Genomic DNA, 21,367 nt, shown 5'->3' with positions numbered 1-21,367 from the left:
TCAGGAAGCCTGGCGGAACCGGGTGGTCCGGTGCACCGGGTCCGTGTCGATCTTCGGAATCACGTGCCGGCCGATCAGCTCGATGGTCTGGAGCGTGTACTCGCGCGAGACCCCGACCGGCAGGCCGAAGGAGAGCTGGTCGGCGCCCGCCTGCTCCCACCGCTTGCACTGGGTGAGCACCTCGTCCGGGTCGCCGCAGATCAGCAGCTCCTCGGCGATCAGCAGCTCGATGAACTCCTCGTTGTACTCGGGAAGGGTCTCGGGCCAGACGGGGAAGCCCTCGGGGCGCGGGAAGGTGTCGTGGTAGCGGAAGACGAGGGAGGGCAGGTAGTGCAGGCCGCCGCTGACGGCGATCCGGACGGCCTCGTCGTGCGTCGGCGCGCAGATCGCGGTGGTCGTCACCATCACGTTGTCGTTGACGAAGTCCCCGACGGGTTCCGCCTCGACGACGGCCGTCTTGTACTGCTCCAGGACCCATTCCATGTCGGAGACCTTCTGCACGCTGAAGCCGAGCACGCCCAGCCCCTTGCGGGCGGCCATCGCGTACGAGGGCGGCGATCCGGCCGCGTACCACATGGCGGGGTGCGACTTCCCGTACGGCTTGGGCAGGATCTTGCGCGGCGGGAGCTGCCAGTGCTTGCCCTGGAAGCCGGCGTACTCGTCCTGGAGCCACATCTTCGGGAACTCGGCGATGGTCTCCTCCCAGATCTCCTTGGTGTAGTTCATGTCGGTGACGCCGGGGATGAAGCCGAGGATCTCGTGGCTGCCGGCGCCCCGCCCGCTGCCGAACTCGAAGCGGTTGCCGGTGAGGTGGTCGAGCATGGCGACCTTCTCGGCGACCTTCACCGGGTGGTTGACCTGGGCGAGCGGGTTGAAGATGCCCGACCCGAGGTGGATCCGCTCGGTCGCGTGTGCCAGGTACCCGAGGTAGACGTCGTTGGCCGAGAGGTGCGAGTACTCCTCCAGGAAGTGGTGCTCGGACGCCCAGGCGTACTTGAAGCCGGACTTGTCCGCCTGGATGACGTACTCCGTCTCCTCCATCAGCGCCTTGTGCTCCGCGAGCGGGTCGGTCTCGGCGCGCTTGCCCACGTATCCCTGTACAAAGAGCCCGAATTCCAAGGAGGTTCACCGTCCCCATCCGTATCTGACATTCCGTCAGATCTACTGTCCGCCGACTGTCGCACCGGGCCCCCGAGGCGTCAATAGCTGACGGGACGTCAGATGACGCTGACACCCGCCAGCCAGCCCCCGTCGATCACGAACGGCTGGCCCGTGATGTACGAGGAGTCCTCGCCGGTGAGGAAGAGGGCGAGGCGGGCCACCTCCTCCGGCCGCCCGATCCGGCCGAGCGGCACGAGCTTGCGGTACAGCTCGTCCAGCGCCCGGGACGTCGCCGCGCTTGCGGCGGGGTCGGCGTCCGGGTCCAGCTGGGCGGGGTTGCTCATCGCCGTGTCGATGGCGCCCGGGCAGACCGCGTTGACCCGGATCCTCTTGGCGGCCAGTTCCAGGGCGGCCACCCGTGTCAGGCCCACGATGGCGTGCTTGGTCGCGGCGTAGGCGCCCACGCACGCCATCCCGGTGAGGCCCGCGTAGGAGGCGGTATTGACGATCGTGCCCCCGCCCGCGCTCGCGATCTCCGGCGCCACCGTCCTGATCCCGAGGAAGACCCCCACCTGGTTGACCTGCACGACCTGCTGGAACTCCTCCAGCGGGGTGTCGACCAGCTCGTGGAAGCGCAGGATGCCGGCGTTGTTGACCAGCCCGTCGATCCGCCCGTACGTCTCCCTGGCGACGGCGACCGCCGCACGCCAGCCGTCCTCCTCGCGCACGTCGAGGTGGACGTAGCGCGCGCCGATCTCCTTGGCCAGCGCCTCCCCCTGGTCGTCGAGCACGTCCGCGACGACGACCCTGGCGCCCTCCCGCGCGAAGAGCCGCGCCTCCTGCTCGCCCTGCCCGCGCGCCGCGCCGGTGATGAGGACGACGCGTCCGTCCAGCTTGCCCATGTCCGTCTCCCTGGTCGTGTCCGACAATCCGCGCCGCCCGCCCGACCGGCAGGGCGGCCCCGGCGGTTCAGCCGAGAAGGGGCGCCACGCCGGCGCCGAACGCGGCCATCTGGTCGACGAGTTCGCCGCTCCCGCGCGACCGGAACCGCACCTGGATCTGGTCCACCCCCATCGCGCGGTACGCCCGCAGCGACTCGGCGAGGGCCTCGGGCGGTCCGCTGAGCGTGCGGCGCCCGACCTCCCAGCCGGGCTCGCCCACGTACAGGGGCTCGGTGATGGCGCCGACGGTGAGCGGGTCGGGGACGCCCGCCTCCTCGCGCAGCCGCCGCAGCGTCTCGATCTGCCCGGGCAGCCGTTCCCGCGGGTCGCCCTGCGGCAGCCAGCCGTCCGCCTTCAGCGCGGCCCTGCGCACGGCGGCGGGCGAGGAGCCGCCGACCCACAGGGGCACCCTCGCCTGCGCCGGCCGGGGCCGCTGGCCGAGCCCCTCGAAGTCGTACAGCTTCCCGTGGTGCTCGGGGAACTCGTCCTGCCCCAGCGCCGCCCGCAGCGCGTCGATCGACTCGTCGAGCACGGCGCCGCGGTGCCGGAAGTCGGCCCCCACCGCCTCGAACTCCTCCGGCACGTGCCCGGCCCCGACCCCGAGGATCAGCCGTCCGCCGCTGAGGTGGTCGAGGGTGGCGTACTGCTTGGCCGTGATCAGCGGGTGCCGCAGCCCGACGACCGCGACATGACTGAGCAGCCGTACCCGCCCGGTCACGCCGGCCAGGAAGGCGAGCGTGGCCACCGGGTCGTACCAGACCGTGCTCATGGCGTCCGCGAGCCGGCGCGGGACGGCGACGTGGTCGCAGCACGCGACGTACGCGAACCCCGAGCGGTCGGCGGCCCGGGCGATCTCGACGAGATCGGCGGGACCGGCGCCCGCCTCCCATCCCTCGGCGTAGAGGGTGCTCTGCGACTGGACCGGGAGCTGGATGCCGTAGCGCAGGGGCCGGTCCGCGGCGCCGTGCGGCCGGGACCCGTTCCCGCTCACCGGGCACCGCCCGGACCCGCCCACAGACCCTCCCGGGTCAGCCCCAGCAGGTCGATCGCGTTGCCCCGTACGATCCGTTCGACCACGTCCGGGTCGAGGTGGCCCATCTGGGACTCCCCGACCTCGCGGGACTTCGGCCAGGTGGAGTCGGAGTGCGGGTAGTCGGTCTCGTACAGGACGTTCGCGACGCCGATGGAGTCGAGGTTCCTGAGCCCGAAGGCGTCGTCGAAGAAGCAGCCGTAGACGTGGTCGGCGAAGAGCTCGGACGGCGGGCGGTGGACCTTGTCGGCGACGCCGCCCCAGCCGCGGTTCTCCTCCCAGACCACGTCGGCGCGTTCGAGGATGTAGGGGATCCAGCCGATCTGGCCCTCGGCGTACATGACCCGCAGGTTCGGGAAGCGCTCGAACTTGCCGCTCATCAGCCAGTCCACCATCGAGAAACAGCAGTTGGCGAAGGTGATGGTGGAACCGACGGCGGGCGGGGCGTCGGCCGAGGTCGACGGCATCCTGCTGCTGGAACCGATGTGCATGGCGATGACCGTGCCGGTCTCGTCGCAGGCCGCGAGGAAGGGGTCCCAGTCGTCGGTGTGCACGGAGGGCAGCCCCAGATGGGGCGGGATCTCGGAGAAGGCGACCGCGCGCACACCGCGGGCGGCGTTGCGGCGCACCTCGTCCGCCGCGAGCGCGGGGTCCCACAGCGGAATGAGGGTGAGCGGGACGAGACGGCCGGCGGCCGCCGGGCCGCACCACTCCTCCACCATCCAGTCGTTGTAGGCCCGCACCGAGAGCAGTCCGAGCTCACGGTCCTTGGCCTCGGTGAACGTCTGCCCGCAGAAGCGCGGGAAGGTCGGGAAGCACAGCGCGGACTGGACGTGGTTGACGTCCATGTCGGCGAGCCGCTGGGGGACGTCGTACGAGCCGGGCCGCATCTGCTCGTACGTGATGACCTCCAGGCGTATCTCGTCCCTGTCGTATCCGACGGCGGTGTCGAGGCGGGTGAGAGGCCGGTGGAGGTCCTCGTACACCCACCAGTCCCCGATCGGCCCGTCGTCGCCCGGCCCGCCCATCACCGGGGCGAACCTGCCGCCGAGGAAGGTCATCTCCTTCAGCGGCGCGCGCACTATGCGGGGCCCGGTGTCCCGGTACCTCGACGGGAGGCGGTCCCGCCAGACGCCCGGGGGCTCGACGGTGTGGTCGTCCACCGAGATGATCCTGGGGAAGTCGGAGGCGGTCGAAGGGGTCTGGGTGGTCTCCATACGGCCCACGGTAGCGCCGATCTGACGACCCGTCAGCTCCCTGGAAGCGCTCCCGGAAACCCGCGACTCTGTGCGAACGTGTGCGGAGAGCGTGTGAAGGACATGTGATCTTCCGCGTCCGGCCCGCGCGCGCGGCTGTGATCGCCGTCTCCCACGGCTGACGCATCCGCCATGAACAAGGCAAACTGGCCTCGTTGCACTGACGGTTCGGCAGGGGGACAGCGATGGACGGTGTACCGCGAGTGCCGGAGCAGCGGCGCGCCGAGGAATCGGCGGCGTTGCGCTTCAGCGTGCTCGGACCGGTGCGCGCCTGGCGTGGCGAGGATCCGCTGCCCACAGGGTCCCCGCAGCAACGCGCCCTGCTGGCAGCACTGTTGCTGCGGGAGGGCCGCACCGCCACGTCCGGCGAGCTGATCGACGCCCTGTGGGGCGAGGAACCCCCCTCGCAGGCACTGGCCGCCGTCCGCACGTACGCCTCCCGGCTCCGCAAGGCCCTCGACCCCGGCGTGCTGATCAGCGAGTCGGGCGGCTACGCGATCCGGCTGTCCGAGGGCGCGGGCACGCTGGACCTCGCCGAGGCCCAGGAGATCTCCGCCGACGCGGAGAAGGCGAAGCACTCCGGAGACCTGGGCCTCGCCCGCGAGCTGCTGAACAGGGCGCTGGTCCTGTGGGACGGGGAACCCCTGGCGAGCGTGCCGGGGCCGTACGCCGACACCCAGCGGGCACGCCTGGAGGAATGGCGCCTCCAACTCCTCGAGTCCAGGCTCGACATGGACCTGGAGCAGGGCTGCCACGCCGAGGCGGTGTCCGAGCTCACCGCGCTGACGGCGGCGCATCCCCTCCGGGAGCGGCTGCGCGAACTGCTCATGCTGGCGCTGTACCGCAGCGGTCGGCAGGCCGAGGCCCTCGCCGTCTACGCCGACACCCGCCGGCTGCTCGCCGACGAACTGGGCGTCGACCCGCGCGCGGGCCTGAAGGAGCTCCAGCAGCGCATCCTCCAGGCGGACCCGGGCCTCGCCGAGCCGTCCGCCCCGACGGCGGAACCCGCGGCGGCACCGGTGCGCCCGGCCCAGCTCCCGGCCACGGTCACGGACTTCACGGGCCGCGCCTCCTTCGTCCAGGAACTCAGCGACGTACTCGCCGCCGCCTCCACCGAGGAGGGCCGGGTGATGGCGGTCTCGGCGCTCGCGGGCATCGGGGGCGTGGGCAAGACGACCCTCGCCGTGCACGTCGCCCACCAGGCGCGGGCCGCCTTCCCCGACGGACAGCTCTACGTCGACCTCCAGGGCGCCGGGGCAAGGGCGGCGGAGCCGGAGACGGTGCTCGGCGCGTTCCTGCGTGCCCTGGGCCACCCGGCCTCCTCCATCCCCGACACGCTGGAGGAACGCGCGGCGCTCTACCGCTCGGTCCTCGACGGCCGCCGGGTCCTGGTGCTGCTGGACAACGCCCGGGACGCCGCTCAGGTACGGCCCCTGCTTCCCGGCATGGAGGGCTGCGCGGCCCTGGTGACGTCCCGGGTGCGGATGGTGGACCTGGCCGGCGCCCATCTGGTGGACCTCGACGTGATGTCGCCCGAGGAGGCCCTCCAGCTCTTCACGAAGATCGTCGGGCAGGAGCGGGTGGCGTCGGAGCGCGAGGCGGCCCTCGACGTCGTCGCGGCCTGCGGCTTCCTCCCGCTCGCGATCCGTATCGCCGCCTCCCGGCTGGCCGCCCGCCGCACCTGGACGGTCTCGGTGCTGGCGGCGAAACTCGGCGACGAGCGCCGCCGCCTCGACGAACTCCAGGCCGGCGACCTCGCCGTCAAGGCCACCTTCGAGCTCGGCTACGGCCAGCTGGAGCCCGCCCAGGCCCGCGCCTTCCGTCTGCTGGGCCTCGCGGACGGCCCGGACATCTCGCTGGCCGCGGCTGCCGCCGTCCTGGACCTCCCGGTCGAGGACACCGAGGACCTCCTGGAATCCCTCGTCGACACCTCCCTCCTGGAATCCGCCGCCCCCGGCCGCTACCGCTACCACGACCTGGTCCGCCTCTACGCGCGCGCCTGCGCCGAACGCGACGAACAGCCGCCCAGCGAGCGGGACGCGGCGCTGTCGCGGCTGCTGGACTTCTATCTGGCGACGACCGCCGGGGTCTACGCGATCGACCGGCCCGGGGACCGGCTGGTGGAGCACCTGGAGGCCACGGAGTATCCGGGCCTGGTGTTCGAGGACCGGCACCAGGCCCAGGACTGGCTGTACGCGGAGGCGGTCTGCACGCTGGCCTGCGTACGGCAGTCGATGGGCCCGGAGACGCTGGCACGCGCGGTCGACCTGCTGTGGGCCGCCTGCGACCTGGCCGAGTCGGGCGCGAACTCCAAGGAGTACGAGGCCGTCGCCGGGGCCGCGGACGCCGCCGCGCAGGAGGCGGGCGCGTCGCGGGCGCAGGGCCGGGCCCTGACGACCCTGGCCTTCGTGCACCACATCACCGGCCGCTTCGACCCGGCGGACCGGGCCGCCACCCGTGCCCTGACACTGGCGCTGGCCTCCGGCGACCCGCTGACCAGCTGCTGGTCGTCCAACATCCTCGGCGTGATCGCGATCTACCAGAACCGGCACGAGGACGGCGAGGCGCACCTGACGCGCGCCATCGAGAACTTCCGCGCCTGCGAGGACCGGCCCGGCGAGGCGAGCGCCCTGTGCAACCTGTCCCGTATCCACCTCGCCACCGGACGGACCGCGAGCGCGGTGGCCCTGGCGCGGCAGGGCACGGCCATGTACGACGACATGGACCACGCGCTGAAGGGCGCCAACGGCCGTTACGCGCTGGGCCTGGCGCTCACCCAGAGCGGCCAGCTCTCGCAGGCCGTCGACCGTCTCCAGGAAGCCCTCGCGGTGTTCCGGGACAGCCGCCAGCGGCTCTGGGAGGGCATGACCCTCTTCCGGCTGGCCGAGGCCGACGTCGCCGCCCGGCGGTCCGCGCAGGCCGCGGCCAACGCCGAGCTGGCGCTGACCGTGCTGCGCGGCATCGGCGGCGACTGGCGGCGCGGCAACGTCCTGACCGTGCTCGGCCGGGCCCTGAGCGCGATCGGTCAGTCCGGCCGCGCCCAGGTCTGCTGGCGGGAGGCGCTGGACATCTTCGAGGCGATGGGCGCGCCGGAAGCCGCCGAGGTGCGGTCGCTCCTGAAGCCGCTCGCCGTCGCCTGAGGACGCGGGGCGCCGGCCGTCCCCCGAACCGGCACGCCCATGCCTGTCTCCCGTGACCGTGCGCCTGCGCGTTCATCATTCGTTTATCGCCACACGTCACTCTCAACGAGTCGATCCGTCGCGTCGGGGGGCAGGCGGGATGACAACAGGCCGGGCCTCTAGGGTGAACCGGCCACGAAGTGCCCGTCCGGCGACCCTCGGGGGAGTTGCCGGACGGGCGCCTTCCGCCCAACGCATCCAAGAACTGCAGGGGAGCCAGTCATGAGCGACACCAACAGCACCGACAACGTCCACGCCACCGACGAGCCGACGGCCACGACGGACAACGTCCACGCGACCACCGAGCCTCTCAAGGGCAAGAACCCGATCGCCCCGGGCGAGACCGGCGACGCCACCACGGACAACGTCCACGCCACGGACGAGCCCGCCTGACACCGGGTCCGCACGGGGGGATCGACGGAACCACGGGGGCCAACGGGGGCCAACGGGGGACCACGGGGGAAACGGGGGACCACGGGGGACCACGGGGGACCACGGGGGAAACGGGGGACCGACGGGGGATCAGCGGTCCGCACCACACGGGGATCGGCCGCGGCGGCGCGGAGGGGGAGCCGCCGCGGCCGACGTGTGTCCGGGGCCGGCCCGGACGGCCGGACACCCCGCGCCCACCGCTCCGGCCGGCGCCACCGCCGTCCCCTCCCCCGACGCCCTCAGCGCTTCCGAAGGTCCCCCTTCACCACCTTCCCGCTCGCGTTCCGCGGGAGTTCGGTCACGAACTCGACCGTCCTGGGCACCTTGTAGTTGGCCATCTCGCGGCGCGACCAGGCGATCAGGTCGTCGCCGGTCAGGGCCGCACCCGGGCGCCGTACGACGTAGGCCCTGCCGACCTCTCCCAACCGTCCGTCGGGCACGCCGATCACCGCCACGTCCGCGACCTCCGGGTGGAGGCCGAGGAGCTGTTCTATCTCGGCGGGGTAGGCGTTGAAGCCGCCGACGATGAACATGTCCTTGATCCGGTCGGTGATACGGAGGTTCCCGGCCGCGTCGAGGACGCCCACGTCACCGGTGCGCAGCCAGCCGTCCGGGGCCAGCACCGCCGCCGTGGCCGCCGGGTCCTCGAAGTAGCCCCGCATCACGTGGAAACCGCGGACGAGCACCTCGCCCGGGGTGCCGGGGGCGAGGGGCGCGCCGGTCGCGTCCGCCACCCGGACCTCCGTGTCCGGGATCGCGCGCCCCGACGTGGAGGCGATCACGGCCGGCGCGTCCCCCCGGCGGCACATGGTGACGATCCCGCTCGCCTCGGAGAGCCCGTACGCGGTGAGTACGGTGCCGATCCTCAGCTCCGACCTCAGCCGCTCCACCAGTCGCAGGGGAACCACGGCCGCCCCCGTCACCACCAGTCTCAGGGCGGACAGGTCGTACGCGTCCCGGGACGGGTGGTCCAGAAGGGACTGGTGGAGCGTGGGCGGACCGGGGAGGACCGAGATGCGTTCCGCCGCCACGTTCGCCAGCACCGTGTCCACGTCGAAAACGGGCTGCGGGACCATCGTCGCGCCGCGCATCAGACAGGCCAGCACGCCCGCCTTGTAGCCGAAGGTGTGGAAGAAGGGGTTCACGATCAGATAGCGGTCGCCCGCGCGCAGCCCGGCCAGCTCGCTCCAGATCGCGTAGCCCCGCAGGCTCTGCGCGTGTGTGATCACCGCGTCCTTGGGCCGCCCCGTCGTCCCCGACGTGAAGACGATGTCGGACGGAGCGGTTCCGGGCACGGACGCCGCCCGCTCCCGTACCTCCGCCGTCCCGACGCCCTCCCCGTCCGCCAGGAAGTCCTTCCAGGTCCGGAAGTCGGCGGGGGCGTCGTCCGACAGCACCACCACCCGCTCCAGGTGCGGGAGTCCGGGGAGCGGGCCGGAACCCTCCCCCTCGCCGGCCGCCCGGCGCAGTGACGCCACGTACGAGGTCCCCAGGAACGTCCCCGTCACGAAGAGCAGTCTCGCCCTGCTCCGGGCCAGTACGTAAGCCGCCTCGGCGCCCTTGAAGCGGGTGTTGAGCGGGACCAGCACGGCGCCCGCCGAGACCGCGCCGAGCGCGCAGACGATCCAGTCGAGGGTGTTCGGCGCCCAGACGGCGACCCGGTCGCCCGTCCGCACCCCCTCGGCCAGGCAGGCCGCGGCGGCCCGTTCCACGCGGGCGCCCAGCTCCGCGTACGTGATGCGCGTCCGGCCCTCGACGACGGCCTCGCGGTCCGCGAACCGCCGTGTCGCCGACCGGATCAGCCCCGGGATGCTGCCCCACTCCAAGTCACCGCGCACAGCGGGCCTCCCCATGACCGACGACAGCTAGCTGACTGCCCGTCAGATTAGCGGTAGCCTGACGCACTGTCAGCAGCCCCGGTTCACAGGGAGGCGCGCGCCCATGGCACGGAGCACGGCGGGGATCAAGGACGCCACGGCCGTCGTCGGTATCGGTCAGACCCCCTTCGCCAAGCAACTCCCTGATTCCGAGAAGACCTTGGCCTGTCGCGCGATTCTCGCCGCCCTCGACGACGCCGGGATCGCACCCGAGGAGGTCGACGGGCTGGCCTCCTACACCATGGAGGAGACCGACGAGGTCGAGGTCGCCAAGGCCCTCGGCTTCGGCGACCTCACCTTCTTCAGCAAGGTCGGTTACGGGGGCGGCGGTTCGTGCGCGACCATCGCCCATCTCGCCGCGGCCGTCGCCACCGGACAGGCGACGGTCGGGGTCGCCTGGCGGTCGCGCAAGCGCGGCAGCGGCCCCCGGCCCTGGAGGAACACGGTCGCCCAGCTACCCACCCCGGCGCAGTGGACCCGCCCCTTCGGCCTGCTCAGACCCGCCGACGAGATCGGCATGCTGGCGCGGCGCTACATGCACGAGTACGGCGCCACCCGCGACCACCTCTTCAACGTCGCGCTCGCCTGCCGCAACCGGGCCAACCAGAACCCCGCCGCGATGATGTACGACCGCCCGCTCACCCGCGAGATGTACATGACCTCCCGCTGGATCAGCGAACCCCTCTGCCTCTTCGACAACTGCCTGGAGACCGACGGGGCATTGGCGTGCGTGGTCGTGTCGGCCGAGCGCGCGCGGGACTGCCGGCACCGGCCCGTGTACGTCCACTCCGTCGCCCAGGGCCTGCCCGCCCAGCACCACGGCATGGTCAACTACTGGAACGACGACCCGCTCACCGGCCCCGCCTGGACCGCCGCCCGGCACCTGTGGAAGAACGCCGACTTCACGCCGGACGACGTCGACGTGGCCCAGATCTACGACGCCTTCACGCCCCTCATACCGCTCTCCCTGGAGGGCTACGGCTTCTGCGGCCGGGGCGAGGGCGCCGCCTTCACCGAGGGCGGCGCACTGGAGATCGGCGGACGGCTGCCCCTCAACACGGGCGGGGGCGGGCTCAGCGAGGCGTACGTCCACGGCTTCAACCTCATCAACGAGGGCGTGAAGCAGCTGCGCGGGACCAGCACCGCGCAGGTGCCGGGAGCCGCCACCTGTCTGGTCACGGCCGGGGAAGGGGTCCCCACCTCCGCGGTCCTGCTGCGAACCTGAGGAGCCGAGATGACACGACCCCCCGCCCCGGACACCACCGAACGCCTGCTCTCGCCGGTCGTGGACGACGACGGCGCGCCCTTCTGGGAGTACGCCGCCCGGGGCGAGCTGCGGATCCAGGCGTGCGCCGACTGCGACGAGCTGCGCTTCCCGCCCCGGCCCTGCTGTCCCCACTGCCGTTCCTTCGACAGCCGGTGGCGGCTGATGAGCGGAGTGGGCCGCGTCTGGTCGTACGTCGTCCCGCATCCGCCCCTGCTGCCGGCGTACGCGGCCCGGGTGCCGTACAACGCGGCCGTCGTCGAACTCACGGAGGCCCCGCACATCCGCCTGGTCGGCAACCTGGTCGCCGGTCCCGGCGCCCCGCTGGGCTCCCTCGCCCCCGACCGGATCCGGATCGGGGCGCGGGTACGGATCGTGTTCGGCGCCGAGGGGCTGCCGCAGTGGGTTCTGGAGCGGTCGTGAGCGGCGGGCTGCGGATCTCCTGCGACAAGGACACCGGGGTCGCCGTCCTCACCCTGGACCGGCCCGCCAGACTCAACGCGATCGATGTGGCGACCGCCGCTGAACTCGCCGCCGCCTGGCAGGCGTTCCGGTTCGACGACTCCGTGCGGGCCGTCGTGCTCACCGGGGCGGGCGAGCGGGCCTTTTGCTCCGGACTCGACCGTGCGGCCGAGGTGCCCCAGCCGGACTCGCCCTTCATGGTGGACGATCCGCTCCTGCGGGTCGGCCCCAAGGCCAACGACCTGTGGAAGCCGGTCGTGGCCGCCGTGCGCGGAATGGCCTGCGGCGGCGCCTTCTACCTGCTCGGGGAGGCGGAGTTCGTCGTCGCCGACGAGACCGCGACCTTCTTCGATCCGCACACGACGTACGGCATGGTCAGCGCGTACGAGTCCGTCTACATGGCGCATCGGATGCCGTACGGGGAGGCCGCGCGGATGGCGCTGCTGGGGACCGCCGAGCGGATGTCCGCGCGGCGCGCGTACGACATCGGGCTGGTGTCCGAACTCACGCCTCCCGGCGCGGCGTTGGAGGCCGCCGTCCGGTGCGCCGAGGTCGTCGCGTCCTGTCCGACGGAGGGGGTGCAGGGCACCGTGCGCGCCCTGTGGACGGCCCACGAGGCGGCCCGCGCCCACGCCTTCGCCCAGTCCCCCCAGCTCATCTCCCTGGGCAACCTGCCCCCGGACCGGCAGGCGGAACTGTTCTCCGCCCGGCGCCCGGACGGTTTCCGGACGCGGTGAGCCCGGCGGGACGTCAGCTCTCGGGGACGGCCCGTGGCTCCACCCGGCAGTGGTCGACGGAGCCGGCGAGACCCGCGCTGCCCACGGGGACCCGGACACTGGCCCGGCCCTTCGCGGGCACTCGCACCCGCCCCGTGCCGCCGACGACGGTGACGTCCGCGTGGTCCTTGAAGGCGACCGACACGACGAAGGCGCCCTCGCGTCCGTTCGGGTTCCGCACCTCGACCGTCGCGTAGGGGGCCTTCTCGGACGCGCAGCTCACGAGGGTCGCGGTGCCGTCCGCCAGGGGCCGGGCGGTCCCGCCGGAGGACGCGGTGGAGGTGGAACGGTGCGTGGGCCGCGACCGGTAGGTACCGCCGCTGCCGGCGCTGCCGGCGCTGTCGTCGTCGGTCGAACCGGAGCCGTACGTGGCGCCGCCGGACGAACCGCTGCCGTACGAGCCGCCGCCGCCCGACGTCGACGACGAACTGTCGTGGTCCTGGCGGGAACTGCTGCACCCGCCCCCGCCACCGCTGTGGCGGCTGCGGCTCCCGTGGCCATGGCCTGTCGAGAACCCGGTCAGAGCCAGCACCACTATCGCCGACACCGCTGTGAACTTGAGTCTGCGCCCCCGCGTCTGCATGCCGTCCAGCCTACCCACGGCCGGCGCTCCCGATCCGGCGCGGGTCCACCGGCGGCCCGTCTCACGCCGTGCGAGCCGTACCGGTGCCCTTCTCCGCGTCCAGGGCGTACACACAGCGGTCCTTGCTGCAGGCGTACACGACGCCGTCCTTGACGACGGGGGCGCCGGTGATCTCGCCGCCGGTCGCCAGCTTCCAGCGCAGGCGCCCGTCGTCGGCCTTCAGCGTGTACAGCAGATGGTCCGTGGAGCCGAAGTGGATACGGCCCTCGGCCACGGCGGGCGCGCCCACGATGTCGCCGCCCGCCTGGAAGCGCCACTTCGGCGTACCCGTGACCGCGTCCAGGGTGTACAGGCCCTTTCCGCTGCCGACGTGGACATGTCCCGCGGCGACGAGCACCGGCTCGATGGAGGCACGGGCCTCGGTCGCGATGCGCCAGCGGTCGCGCCCGTCGGTGGCGTCGAGCGCGTACACCGTGCCGAGGTAGTCCGCGAGGTACACGCCGCCCCCGGCGACCGCGGGCCCCGGTACGAAGGTCGGCGGGCACAGGAAGACCGCCGGTGCCTCGAAGTGCCAGCGGACGTGACCGCTCGCCATGTCGACGGCGAGCACCCGGGTGCCCGCGGAGATGTACACGTAGCCGTCGTCGGCCCGGGTCAGCCGGACCGGCACACCGCCGCACGACGCCGCGTCGCCGATCGGGTACGACCAGCGCTCTTCACCCGTACGGGCCTCCAGCGCGCGCAGCCGTGCGTCCTTCCACACGAACACCGTGCCGTCGTGCACGGCGGGCCCGGCCTCCGGGGACTCGAAGTCGGTCTGGGCGCCGGTGACCTCCCAGAGTTTCTGACCGTTGGAGGCCTCCCAGGCCTGCACCCCGCCGCCGCGCGTCCCGGTGACGACCGTCCCCCGGTCGGCCTTGAGGGAGTAGACCCAGGCGTCCGTCGCCAGCCGCCACAGATCGGCGCCCTCCCGGGCGTCCAGGGCGAAGAGTGTCGGGCCGTCGGAGGCGTGGATACGGCCGTCCGCGACCGCCATCGACCAGGCCACGTCCCGCGTCTTGAAGCTGCGGCGGCCGGTCGCCACGTCCAGGGCGTGGACCTCGAAGGACGTGACGTAGACGAGGTCGCCGGCGACCGTGGGCGTGCCCCAGACGTCGTTCGACATACGGAAGCGCCACGGCCGCCAGCCGGACGGGGAGTCCGGCGGGGGCGGCGGCGCGATCACCGGCACGGGGTCGGCGCCGTTGACGCCGACGCGCGGCCGGGACCAGGAGGCGGCGAGGCCCGCCTCCGGAGGAGGGGCCTTCACGGCCGCGGCACGGGCGTCGGCGACGCGCGGCCCGGGGCCGATGGGCACCTTGGCACCCGCCAGCCGCACCGGGCCGGTGTCGGGCGCGCCGATGACCGCGGGAGCGTGCGAGGGCGGCGGGGGCACCGCCGGGCGGCCGCCACCGCTGCGGCCCCCGGACGGCGGGGCCTTCACCGGCGGACGGCCCCCGCGGCGCGACTCGATCAGGCCCACCGCCCGCTCGGGCAGCCAGGCCGATGCCGTACCGCTGTCGTCCGACCCGGAGCCGAACAGGTGGGGAGCCAGCTGCGCCTGGAGGTCGGCGGGGTTGGGGCGGCCGGTCGCCTCCATCTGCATACAGGACTCGATCAGCGGCCTCAGCTCGTCCGGGAGGCCTGCGAGGTCGGGACCCTCCCGGAGCAGCATGAAGACCGTCTCGACCGGGTTCGCGCCGTGGAAGGGGGCGTGTCCGGTGGCGGCGAAGACGAGCATCGAGCCGAGCGAGAAGACGTCGCTCGCGCCGGTGACACTGCGCGAGTCCTTCGCCTGCTCGGGTGACATGTACGCGGGCGTACCGACGGCGACGTTCGTCATCGTCAGACGGGTGTTCGATACACCGGACGCGATACCGAAGTCGATGACCCGCGGCCCGTCCTCGACCACCAGCACGTTCGAGGGTTTCAGGTCGCGGTGCACGAGCCCCGCGCCGTGGATGGACTGCAGGGCCTCCGCGACGCCCGCGGCCAGCCAGCGGACCGCCTGGGCCGGCATCGGCCCGCACTCGTTCACTATTTCCTCGAGGGAGGGCGCCGGAACGTACGCGGTGGCCAGCCACGGCACCGCGGCGCGCGGGTCGGCGTCGACCACGGCCGCCGTGTAGAAGCCGGAGACCGCGCGCGCGGCCTCGACCTCACGCGTGAAGCGCACCCGGAACAACTGGTCCTCGGCGAGCTCCGTTCTGACCGTCTTGATCGCCACGCGACGGCCGGAGGCCGAGCGCGCGAGATAGACCAGCCCCATGCCGCCGGCACCCAGCCGCCCCAGCACCTCGAACGGCCCGATCCGACGCGGATCGTGCTGCGTCAGCTGATCCACCACTTGCCTGCCACCTCCCCGTACGAGCCACGTCATCCACGTATGAACGCAGCCCAGTGCAGCGTCTCACCACCGCACCGCCTTGGCGGCACGCACCCCGATTCTTCCTGTCCGCGCCACCGGTTGCGAACCGGGGGCGGATCGGGGTGTCTCGGGATATAACGGCTTCTCCCCACCGGTGGACGGAGCTTCACCGCCACCGGCCGGGGCCGTTCACCGCTGGATGACGGCGAACGACGCCCCTTGATTGTCGGTGACGACGGCCACTTTTCCGTACGAGGTGTCGAAGGCGGGCACCTGGACCCGGCCGCCGAGCCGGTTCACCGTTCCGAGTGCCGCCTCGACGCTCTCGACCCCGAAATGGACCAGGAAGTGCGGCGGCATCTCGGCCGGGAAGACGTCGAGGACGGGGGCCCGGCCGACGTCCGGGGAGGCGTCGGCGCCGAAGAGGGCGTCGTGGAAGAGGGCCCCGTAGAACGCGTCGACGACCCAGGTGTCGCGTGCGTACAACTCCGCCCAGCAGAAGGAGCCCGGCGCGTGCCGCTTTCCGAAACCGGGGTGGTCCCCGGCCTGCCAGAGGCCGAACACGGCGCCCTCGGGGTCGGTGGCGAGGGCCGTCGTGCCGAAGGAGCCCACCGGTGTGGGCGCGGTGATCAGCTGTCCGCCCGCCGTGGTGATCCGGGCGGCCAGTGCCGCGGCGTCCGGGGTGGCGAAGTACACCGTCCAGACGGTGGGCATGCGGCCGTCCCCCTTGGGCACCAGGGCGGCGACGGGCTCGCCGTGGTGGCGCGCCCACACACCGGTCCCGGGCGGCCCGAACCCCTCCCCGAAGGTCCAGCCGAACAGCTCGCCGTAGAAGCGCCGGCCCGCCTCCACGTCGGGAAGCTGCGCTTCCACCCAGCAGGGGACGCCTTCGGGGAAGGCACCGGACGCGTCGAAGGCGCCGGATGCCGGGGATACGGCCATGCGGCCAAGTTAATGGCGTTTTCCCCACCTCGCGCGGTGGCCCGCACCGGCCGGAGAGGCCCCGCGGACCCGTCCGGCGCCCATCTCACACCTCACCCACGCCCCACAACACCCCACCGCACCCCATTTGCAGTCGGCCGAATCGCGCTCCGATCACCCCTCGGTAAGCTGACGGCATGACAGGACAAGTGCGTACCGTCGACGGCCGCGTGGCCGGTCGGCGTGGGCAGGCGACCAGGCAGAAGCTGCTCGACTGCCTCAGTGAAATGCTCAGCTCCTCTCCCTACCGGGACGTCAAAGTCATTGATGTCGCCCGTAAGGCAGGCACTTCACCGGCGACTTTCTACCAGTACTTTCCGGACGTCGAAGGTGCCGTCCTGGAGATCGCGGAGCAAATGGCCGCGGAGGGCGCCGGGTTGACGGAACTGCTCGACGGGCGCTCCTGGGCCGGCAAGGCCGGCTGGCAGACCGCGCAGGAACTCGTCGATGGGTTCCTGGAGTTCTGGCGGAAGAACGACGCCATTCTCCGCGTGGTCGACCTGGGCGCCGCCGAGGGCGACAAGCGGTTCTACAAGATCCGCATGAAGATCCTCAATTCGGTGAACAACTCCCTTACGGACACGGTCGCCGAACTGCAGGCCAAGGGCAGGGTCGACAAGGACGTGAACCCCGCGGCGATGGCCGGCTCCCTCGTCGCGATGCTCGCGGCGGTGGCCTCGCACCAGAAGGGTTTCCAGACGTGGGGTGTCAAACAGGCTGAACTCAAGCCGAATCTCGCGCTGTTGGTGCACCTCGGCGTGACCGGGAAGAAGCCGACCAAGTAGAAGTCCTCTTTCTCTCCCTTTCCCTCCCTTCCTCTGCGTTCCGCCGCTTTCTTCCGCTTTCCTCTGCTTCTCCCTGCCCCCCCACGTCCTGTCATGCGGGCGGCAGCCACGCCGGACGGTCCGTTTCCGGCGGGCTGCCGCCCGCTGTGCTGTGCGGGCCCCGCGCCTCGCCTTTCCGCGCGTCCCCCGTGGCCGTGACCGGGCGGCTCCCGCCCTCAGCGGCGCGTGATCCGGAACAGCCGGATCTCACGGTCGATCCGCGCCTGGTACGTGGCGTACGGCGGCCAGAACGCCAGCGCCGCCTTCCAGGCCGCGGCCCGCTCCTCCCCCTCCAGCAGCCGGGCCGTCACCGGGATGTCCGCGCCGTTCCAGTTCACCTCGGCGTCCGGGTGGGCGAGCAGATTGGCGGTCCACGCCGGATGGTCCGCGCGTCCGAAGTTGGAGCCGACCAGCAGCCAGCCGGCCGCGTCGGCCCCCTCCGGCATGCAGGCCAGCGGTGTCCGCCGGGCCAGCCCGCTCCTCGCACCGCGCGTCGTGAGGACGACGCCCGGCAGCATCCGCGCGCTGAGCAGCACCCTGCCGCGGGTCAGCCGGTGCACCGCGCGGTCCACGGCGGGGACGAGATGCGGCGCGACGCGGGCGAAGGTCCGGGTCGAGGACACCTTCTGCACGAGCCGGACTCCGCGGAGCGCCCCGCGGGCCATCAGACCACCACCTCCCCGCCCTCGAAGAGGCGCGCGTCGTCGGCCGCGTGCGCCCGCAGCCGGTGCACGGGCCCGAAGAGCAGTTCGTCGCCGGACGCCCGCTTGAAGTACAGGTGGGCCTCGTGCTCCCAGGTGAAGCCGATGCCCCCGTGCAGCTGGATCCCCTCGGCGGCGGCTGTGCGCAGCGCTTCCAGGGCCTGGGCGAGCGCGAGCCCCCCGACCCGTTCGGGGTCGCCGCCCTCGCCGGCCGCCCACGCCGCGTAGTAGGCGGCCGAGCGCGCCGCCTGCACCCGCACGTACACGTCCGCGAGGCGGTGCTTGACCGCCTGGAAGGTACCGATGGCCCGCCCGAACTGTTCCCGCTGCCGCACGTACTCGACGGTCCGCTCCAGCGCCCGGTCGGCGGCGCCCACCGCCTCCGCGGCGAGTACGGCGGCGGCACTCCGGCCGAGGCCGGCCAGCGCGCCGAGCGCGTCGGCGCCGTCCCCCAGCGGCTCGGCCGCCACGTCCCGCAGCTCCACCCGGGCCTGCGCCCTCGTCTCGTCCAGCGAGGTCTGCCGTGTCCGTACGAGCCCGTCGGCGCCCTCCCGTACGAGGAACAGCGAGGTCCGCGACCTGGCGAAGCCTCCGGTGTGCGCGGCCACCACCAGGAGGCGCGCACTGTGCCCGTCGAGCACATGGGCCGCCTGCCCGTAGAGTCGCCAGCCGCCGTCGGCCCGCCGGGCCTGCACCCCGCCGGCGCGCCCCCCGCCCGCCCAGTCCCCGTGGTGGTCGCCGACCAGCCCGAGGGCGGTGGGGAGCCCGGCACCCGGCACCGCCAGGGCCGCGGTCAGTTCGCCGCCCGCGATCCGGGGCAGCAGCGCGGCGCGCTGGTCCTCGGTGCCCAGGGCCAGGATCAGCGGGGCGGCCAGGACGGCCGTGGAGATCAGCGGCGAGGGGGTCAGGGCCCGCCCCGACTCCTCGCAGGCGAGGGCGAGTTCGGTGACCGAGCAGCCGACTCCGCCGTACCGCTCGGGAAGGGCGAGCCCCGGCAGACCGAGCTGCCGGGCGAACGTGTCCCACAGGCCGGTGTCGTATCCGGCGGCGGTCCGCACGGCCGCCCGCACCTCGTCCGGGCCGCACCGCTTGAGCAGGAGTTCCCGGAGGGTGCGGCGGATCTCGTCCTGTTCGGGGGTGAAACGGGCGTCCATGGGCAGGCCCCTCCTGATCTGACGGGCCGTCATGTTAGGCCGCACGGAGAGAGATGCACAGAGACGGAACGGGACGGGACGCACACGGGACGGATGCCGGGCGGACGCGGGACGAAGAAAGAGCACCCTCCCCCGCACCCGTTACCTGATGTACCGTCAGATTCATGACTCCGGGGAAGCGCAAGGTCGCCGTGGTGGGTGTCGCCCTCTCCGACTGCGGCCGGGTGGACGACGCGACTCCCTACACCCTGCACGCGCAGGCCGCCCGCCGGGCGCTGTCGGACGCGGGCCTGGACCGGGCGCGGGTCGACGGCTTCGCCTCGGCCGGCCTCGGCACGCTCCCCCCGGCCGAGGTCGCCGAGTACCTCGGGCTGCGGCCCGCGTGGGTCGACTCGACCGCCGTCGGCGGCTCCACCTGGGAGGTCATGGCGGCGCACGCGGCCGACGCGATCGCGGCCGGCCACGCCCGCGCCGTCCTCCTCGTGTACGGGTCGACGGCGCGCGCGGACATCAGGGCGGGCCGCCGCACCGGCGACCTCTCCTTCGGCGCCCGGGGCCCCCTCCAGTTCGAGGTCCCCTACGGCCACACGCTCATCGCCAAGTACGCGATGGCCGCGCGCCGCCACATGCACCAGTACGGCACGACGCTCGAACAGCTCGCCTCCGTCGCCGTCCAGGCCCGCGCGAACGCGGCCCTGAACCCGGAGGCGATGTTCCGCGCCCCGATCACGGTCGACGACGTCCTGTCCGGCCCGATGATCGCCGACCCCTTCACCAAGCTGCACTGCTGCCTGCGTTCCGACGGCGGCGCGGCGGTGCTGCTGGTGGCCGAGGAGTACGTACGGGACTGCCGTACGGCCCCGGTGTGGATCCTCGGCACCGGGGAGCACGTCTCCCACACGACGATGTCCGAGTGGGCCGACTTCACGGTGTCCCCCGCGGCGGTCAGCGGACGCCTCGCCTTCGAGCGGGCGGGGGTGCGGCCGGACGAGATCGACGTGGCCGAGATCTACGACGCCTTCACCTACATGACGCTCGTGACACTGGAGGACCTGGGCTTCTGCGCGAAGGGCGAGGGAGGGGCGTTCGTGGACGCGGGCAAGGGACGGCTGCTGGTGGGCGGGGAGCTGCCGGTGAACACCGACGGGGGCGGGCTGTCGGCCCAGCACCCCGGGATGCGAGGGCTGTTCCTGCTGGTCGAGGCGGTCAGGCAGCTGCGCGGAGAGGCGGACGGACACCAGGTACGACGCCCGGACGGCGAACCGCCCCGGCTGGCCGTGGCGTCCGGCACCGGGGGCTGGTTCTGCTCGTCCGGCACGGTGGTACTCGGGCGGTAGGGCCGCGACGGCCGCCTCAGCGGACGGTACGGAGGAAGGCCGTCCAGGTGGTGGGGGTGACGGCGAGGGCGGGGGTCGCGTCTGCCGGGTTCTTGGAGTCGCGGATGTGGATGGTGGTGGGGGTGATGGCTATTTCGAGGCACTCGCCGCCTTCGTTGGTGCTGTAGCTCGACTTGAACCAGGCCAGTTCGGTCGTGTTCACAGTTGCCCCGCTTTCATCGCGATGAGTTCCGCGGACTCCCATGGCGTCAGAGCCTGGGCTCGCAGCATGCCGAACAGGTCGAACAGACCGTTGACGTGTTCCGGTTTGGAGATCAACGTACTGCCTGCCTGAGACTCGACGAAGACCAGATTGCGGCCTTCCTCCGTGCTCATCAACTGCATTGGCCCTTGCAGCCCCGCGTGCGTGTGCCGCTTGTTCGGCATGACCTGCACCGTCAGGTGGTTCAGCGTCCTCATGCACTCCAACAGATGCAGCAATTGCTCCTTCAGCACCACCGGCCCGCCGAACTCACGCTCCAGCGCCGCTTCCTCGACCACGTAGCCCAGTCGGGGCGGTGGGGTGCGGGTCAGCACCACCTGCCGTTCCAATCGAGCCTGCACGTGGCGCTCGATCTCCTCCTCCGTGTAGGCAGGCACGCGCGACACGTACAAGGCCCGCGTGTAGGCCTCGGTCTGGAACAGCCCGGGGACAACCATCACCTCGTACCCGCTGATGATCTTCGCCAGCCGCTGCAGCCGCACCCAATCCAAGTACTTCGGCGGGTACTTCTCCTCGTCGATCATCTCGACGCACGCAATGAGCGCCCCTCGTGCGTCCAGTCCCTTGTCGGCACCCTTGAGGAACTCGATCGGCGGGATCCGCTCAGCCCTCTCGTAAGCCCCGAAGATCGACTCGGAGACGAGCAGCAGCTCTCCGGCCTCCTTCTGCGTCAGCCCCAGCCGCCCCCGGTGGATCCGCAGCAACTCCCCCACCAGCCTGCGCCCCATGGACACCCCACCACTCGCCCCCACGACAGCCACCGTCCTCCCCACAACCGGCAATGTGGACCGTGTTCATCT

General features: G+C 72.4%; 19 protein-coding genes. 7 read left to right on the top strand and 12 right to left on the bottom strand.

Features of this window, described 5'->3' with window-relative positions:
- The 4 genes from OG199_RS23990 to OG199_RS23975 form a co-directional block, all read right to left on the bottom strand.
- On the bottom strand, positions 1–1,119 hold the full coding sequence (locus OG199_RS23990; RefSeq protein WP_356797714.1) for an LLM class flavin-dependent oxidoreductase: 1,119 nt from the start codon (positions 1,117–1,119) through the stop codon (positions 1–3).
- Positions 1,120–1,217: 98 nt separating this feature from the next.
- Positions 1,218–2,003, bottom strand: coding sequence for a glucose 1-dehydrogenase (locus OG199_RS23985; RefSeq protein WP_356797716.1), 786 nt, complete (start codon positions 2,001–2,003; stop codon positions 1,218–1,220).
- Positions 2,004–2,070: 67 nt separating this feature from the next.
- Entirely contained in the window at positions 2,071–3,033 is a 963-nt protein-coding gene (locus OG199_RS23980) for an LLM class F420-dependent oxidoreductase (RefSeq protein ID WP_356797718.1), read from the bottom strand.
- On the bottom strand, positions 3,030–4,289 hold the full coding sequence (locus tag OG199_RS23975; RefSeq protein ID WP_401800465.1) for an amidohydrolase family protein: 1,260 nt from the start codon (positions 4,287–4,289) through the stop codon (positions 3,030–3,032). The genes OG199_RS23980 and OG199_RS23975 overlap by 4 nt, the downstream gene beginning before the upstream one ends.
- A gap of 224 nt (positions 4,290–4,513) precedes the next feature.
- Here OG199_RS23975 and OG199_RS23970 point away from each other — a divergent pair, with 224 nt between their 5' ends.
- Together OG199_RS23970 and OG199_RS23965 are read left to right on the top strand one after the other, a co-directional pair.
- Entirely contained in the window at positions 4,514–7,468 is a 2,955-nt protein-coding gene (locus tag OG199_RS23970) for a BTAD domain-containing putative transcriptional regulator (protein WP_401800463.1), read from the top strand.
- Positions 7,469–7,729: 261 nt separating this feature from the next.
- Positions 7,730–7,900 (top strand): hypothetical protein, encoded by a 171-nt coding sequence (locus OG199_RS23965; protein ID WP_356797724.1) that lies wholly within the window; start codon positions 7,730–7,732, stop codon positions 7,898–7,900.
- Positions 7,901–8,178: 278 nt separating this feature from the next.
- On the opposite strand, the gene OG199_RS23960 is transcribed toward OG199_RS23965, so the two are convergent.
- Positions 8,179–9,777 carry a FadD3 family acyl-CoA ligase gene (locus OG199_RS23960; RefSeq protein ID WP_405831188.1) on the bottom strand — a complete coding sequence of 533 codons (1,599 nt, stop codon included), beginning with the start codon at positions 9,775–9,777 and terminating at the stop codon, positions 8,179–8,181.
- Positions 9,778–9,880: 103 nt separating this feature from the next.
- Between OG199_RS23960 and OG199_RS23955 the strand changes: the two genes are divergently transcribed.
- From OG199_RS23955 to OG199_RS23945, 3 genes are read left to right on the top strand one after another with little or no spacing between them, the layout of a single operon-like run.
- The gene (locus OG199_RS23955) at positions 9,881–11,041 is read left to right on the top strand and encodes a lipid-transfer protein (RefSeq protein WP_356797728.1); all 1,161 of its coding nucleotides are present in this window, start codon (positions 9,881–9,883) and stop codon (positions 11,039–11,041) included.
- Positions 11,042–11,086: 45 nt separating this feature from the next.
- Complete coding sequence (locus OG199_RS23950; RefSeq protein WP_405834654.1) at positions 11,087–11,503, top strand: Zn-ribbon domain-containing OB-fold protein; 417 nt, start codon at positions 11,087–11,089, stop codon at positions 11,501–11,503.
- Positions 11,500–12,279, top strand: coding sequence for an enoyl-CoA hydratase/isomerase family protein (locus OG199_RS23945; protein WP_405831186.1), 780 nt, complete (start codon positions 11,500–11,502; stop codon positions 12,277–12,279). Before OG199_RS23950 ends, OG199_RS23945 begins: the two co-directional genes overlap by 4 nt.
- A gap of 13 nt (positions 12,280–12,292) precedes the next feature.
- On the opposite strand, the gene OG199_RS23940 is transcribed toward OG199_RS23945, so the two are convergent.
- The 3 genes from OG199_RS23940 to OG199_RS23930 form a co-directional block, all read right to left on the bottom strand.
- On the bottom strand, positions 12,293–12,901 hold the full coding sequence (locus OG199_RS23940) for a hypothetical protein (protein WP_405831184.1): 609 nt from the start codon (positions 12,899–12,901) through the stop codon (positions 12,293–12,295).
- 61 nt (positions 12,902–12,962) lie between these two features.
- On the bottom strand, positions 12,963–15,287 hold the full coding sequence (locus OG199_RS23935; protein WP_356797734.1) for a serine/threonine-protein kinase: 2,325 nt from the start codon (positions 15,285–15,287) through the stop codon (positions 12,963–12,965).
- A gap of 210 nt (positions 15,288–15,497) precedes the next feature.
- Positions 15,498–16,250 (bottom strand): VOC family protein, encoded by a 753-nt coding sequence (locus tag OG199_RS23930; RefSeq protein ID WP_356797736.1) that lies wholly within the window; start codon positions 16,248–16,250, stop codon positions 15,498–15,500.
- A gap of 188 nt (positions 16,251–16,438) precedes the next feature.
- On the opposite strand from OG199_RS23930, the gene OG199_RS23925 reads away from it, so the two are divergent.
- On the top strand, positions 16,439–17,074 hold the full coding sequence (locus tag OG199_RS23925) for a TetR family transcriptional regulator (protein WP_356797767.1): 636 nt from the start codon (positions 16,439–16,441) through the stop codon (positions 17,072–17,074).
- Between the two features lie 215 nt (positions 17,075–17,289).
- Here the strand turns inward: OG199_RS23925 and OG199_RS23920 are convergent, their stop codons facing one another.
- Both OG199_RS23920 and OG199_RS23915 read right to left on the bottom strand, forming a co-directional pair.
- The gene (locus OG199_RS23920; protein ID WP_401800450.1) at positions 17,290–17,778 is read right to left on the bottom strand and encodes a nitroreductase family deazaflavin-dependent oxidoreductase; all 489 of its coding nucleotides are present in this window, start codon (positions 17,776–17,778) and stop codon (positions 17,290–17,292) included.
- The gene (locus OG199_RS23915) at positions 17,778–18,968 is read right to left on the bottom strand and encodes an acyl-CoA dehydrogenase family protein (RefSeq protein WP_405831181.1); all 1,191 of its coding nucleotides are present in this window, start codon (positions 18,966–18,968) and stop codon (positions 17,778–17,780) included. The genes OG199_RS23920 and OG199_RS23915 overlap by 1 nt, the downstream gene beginning before the upstream one ends.
- Positions 18,969–19,132: 164 nt before the next feature.
- Between OG199_RS23915 and OG199_RS23910 the strand changes: the two genes are divergently transcribed.
- Positions 19,133–20,305 carry a thiolase C-terminal domain-containing protein gene (locus OG199_RS23910; protein ID WP_356797742.1) on the top strand — a complete coding sequence of 391 codons (1,173 nt, stop codon included), beginning with the start codon at positions 19,133–19,135 and terminating at the stop codon, positions 20,303–20,305.
- Between the two features lie 16 nt (positions 20,306–20,321).
- Here the strand turns inward: OG199_RS23910 and OG199_RS23905 are convergent, their stop codons facing one another.
- A complete protein-coding gene (locus OG199_RS23905; protein WP_405831179.1) occupies positions 20,322–20,507 on the bottom strand; it encodes a DUF397 domain-containing protein in 186 nt (61 codons plus the stop codon).
- Positions 20,504–21,295 carry a helix-turn-helix domain-containing protein gene (locus OG199_RS23900; protein ID WP_405831177.1) on the bottom strand — a complete coding sequence of 264 codons (792 nt, stop codon included), beginning with the start codon at positions 21,293–21,295 and terminating at the stop codon, positions 20,504–20,506. The genes OG199_RS23905 and OG199_RS23900 overlap by 4 nt, the downstream gene beginning before the upstream one ends.
- Positions 21,296–21,367 lie beyond the last annotated feature (72 nt).

This window comes from Streptomyces sp. NBC_01176, from assembly GCF_045039825.1.
Taxonomy (GTDB): Bacteria; Actinomycetota; Actinomycetes; order Streptomycetales; family Streptomycetaceae; genus Streptomyces.
Note: the sequence above shows the minus strand (reverse complement) of the source record. Positions and strands in the feature narration are given on the sequence as shown.

Bases quoted from the DNA above. Each gene is read 5' to 3' on its own strand.
- OG199_RS23985 (WP_356797716.1), bottom strand. From the start codon at position 2,003: ATGGGCAAGCTGGACGGACGCGTCGTCCTCATCACCGGCGCGGCGCGC.
- OG199_RS23975 (WP_401800465.1), bottom strand. From the start codon at position 4,289: ATGGAGACCACCCAGACCCCTTCGACCGCCTCCGACTTCCCCAGGATC.
- OG199_RS23970 (WP_401800463.1), top strand. From the start codon at position 4,514: ATGGACGGTGTACCGCGAGTGCCGGAGCAGCGGCGCGCCGAGGAATCG.
- OG199_RS23965 (WP_356797724.1), top strand. From the start codon at position 7,730: ATGAGCGACACCAACAGCACCGACAACGTCCACGCCACCGACGAGCCG.
- OG199_RS23955 (WP_356797728.1), top strand. From the start codon at position 9,881: ATGGCACGGAGCACGGCGGGGATCAAGGACGCCACGGCCGTCGTCGGT.
- OG199_RS23940 (WP_405831184.1), bottom strand. From the start codon at position 12,901: ATGCAGACGCGGGGGCGCAGACTCAAGTTCACAGCGGTGTCGGCGATA.
- OG199_RS23930 (WP_356797736.1), bottom strand. From the start codon at position 16,250: ATGGCCGTATCCCCGGCATCCGGCGCCTTCGACGCGTCCGGTGCCTTC.
- OG199_RS23920 (WP_401800450.1), bottom strand. From the start codon at position 17,778: ATGGCCCGCGGGGCGCTCCGCGGAGTCCGGCTCGTGCAGAAGGTGTCC.
- OG199_RS23915 (WP_405831181.1), bottom strand. From the start codon at position 18,968: ATGGACGCCCGTTTCACCCCCGAACAGGACGAGATCCGCCGCACCCTC.
- OG199_RS23910 (WP_356797742.1), top strand. From the start codon at position 19,133: ATGACTCCGGGGAAGCGCAAGGTCGCCGTGGTGGGTGTCGCCCTCTCC.
- OG199_RS23900 (WP_405831177.1), bottom strand. From the start codon at position 21,295: ATGGGGCGCAGGCTGGTGGGGGAGTTGCTGCGGATCCACCGGGGGCGG.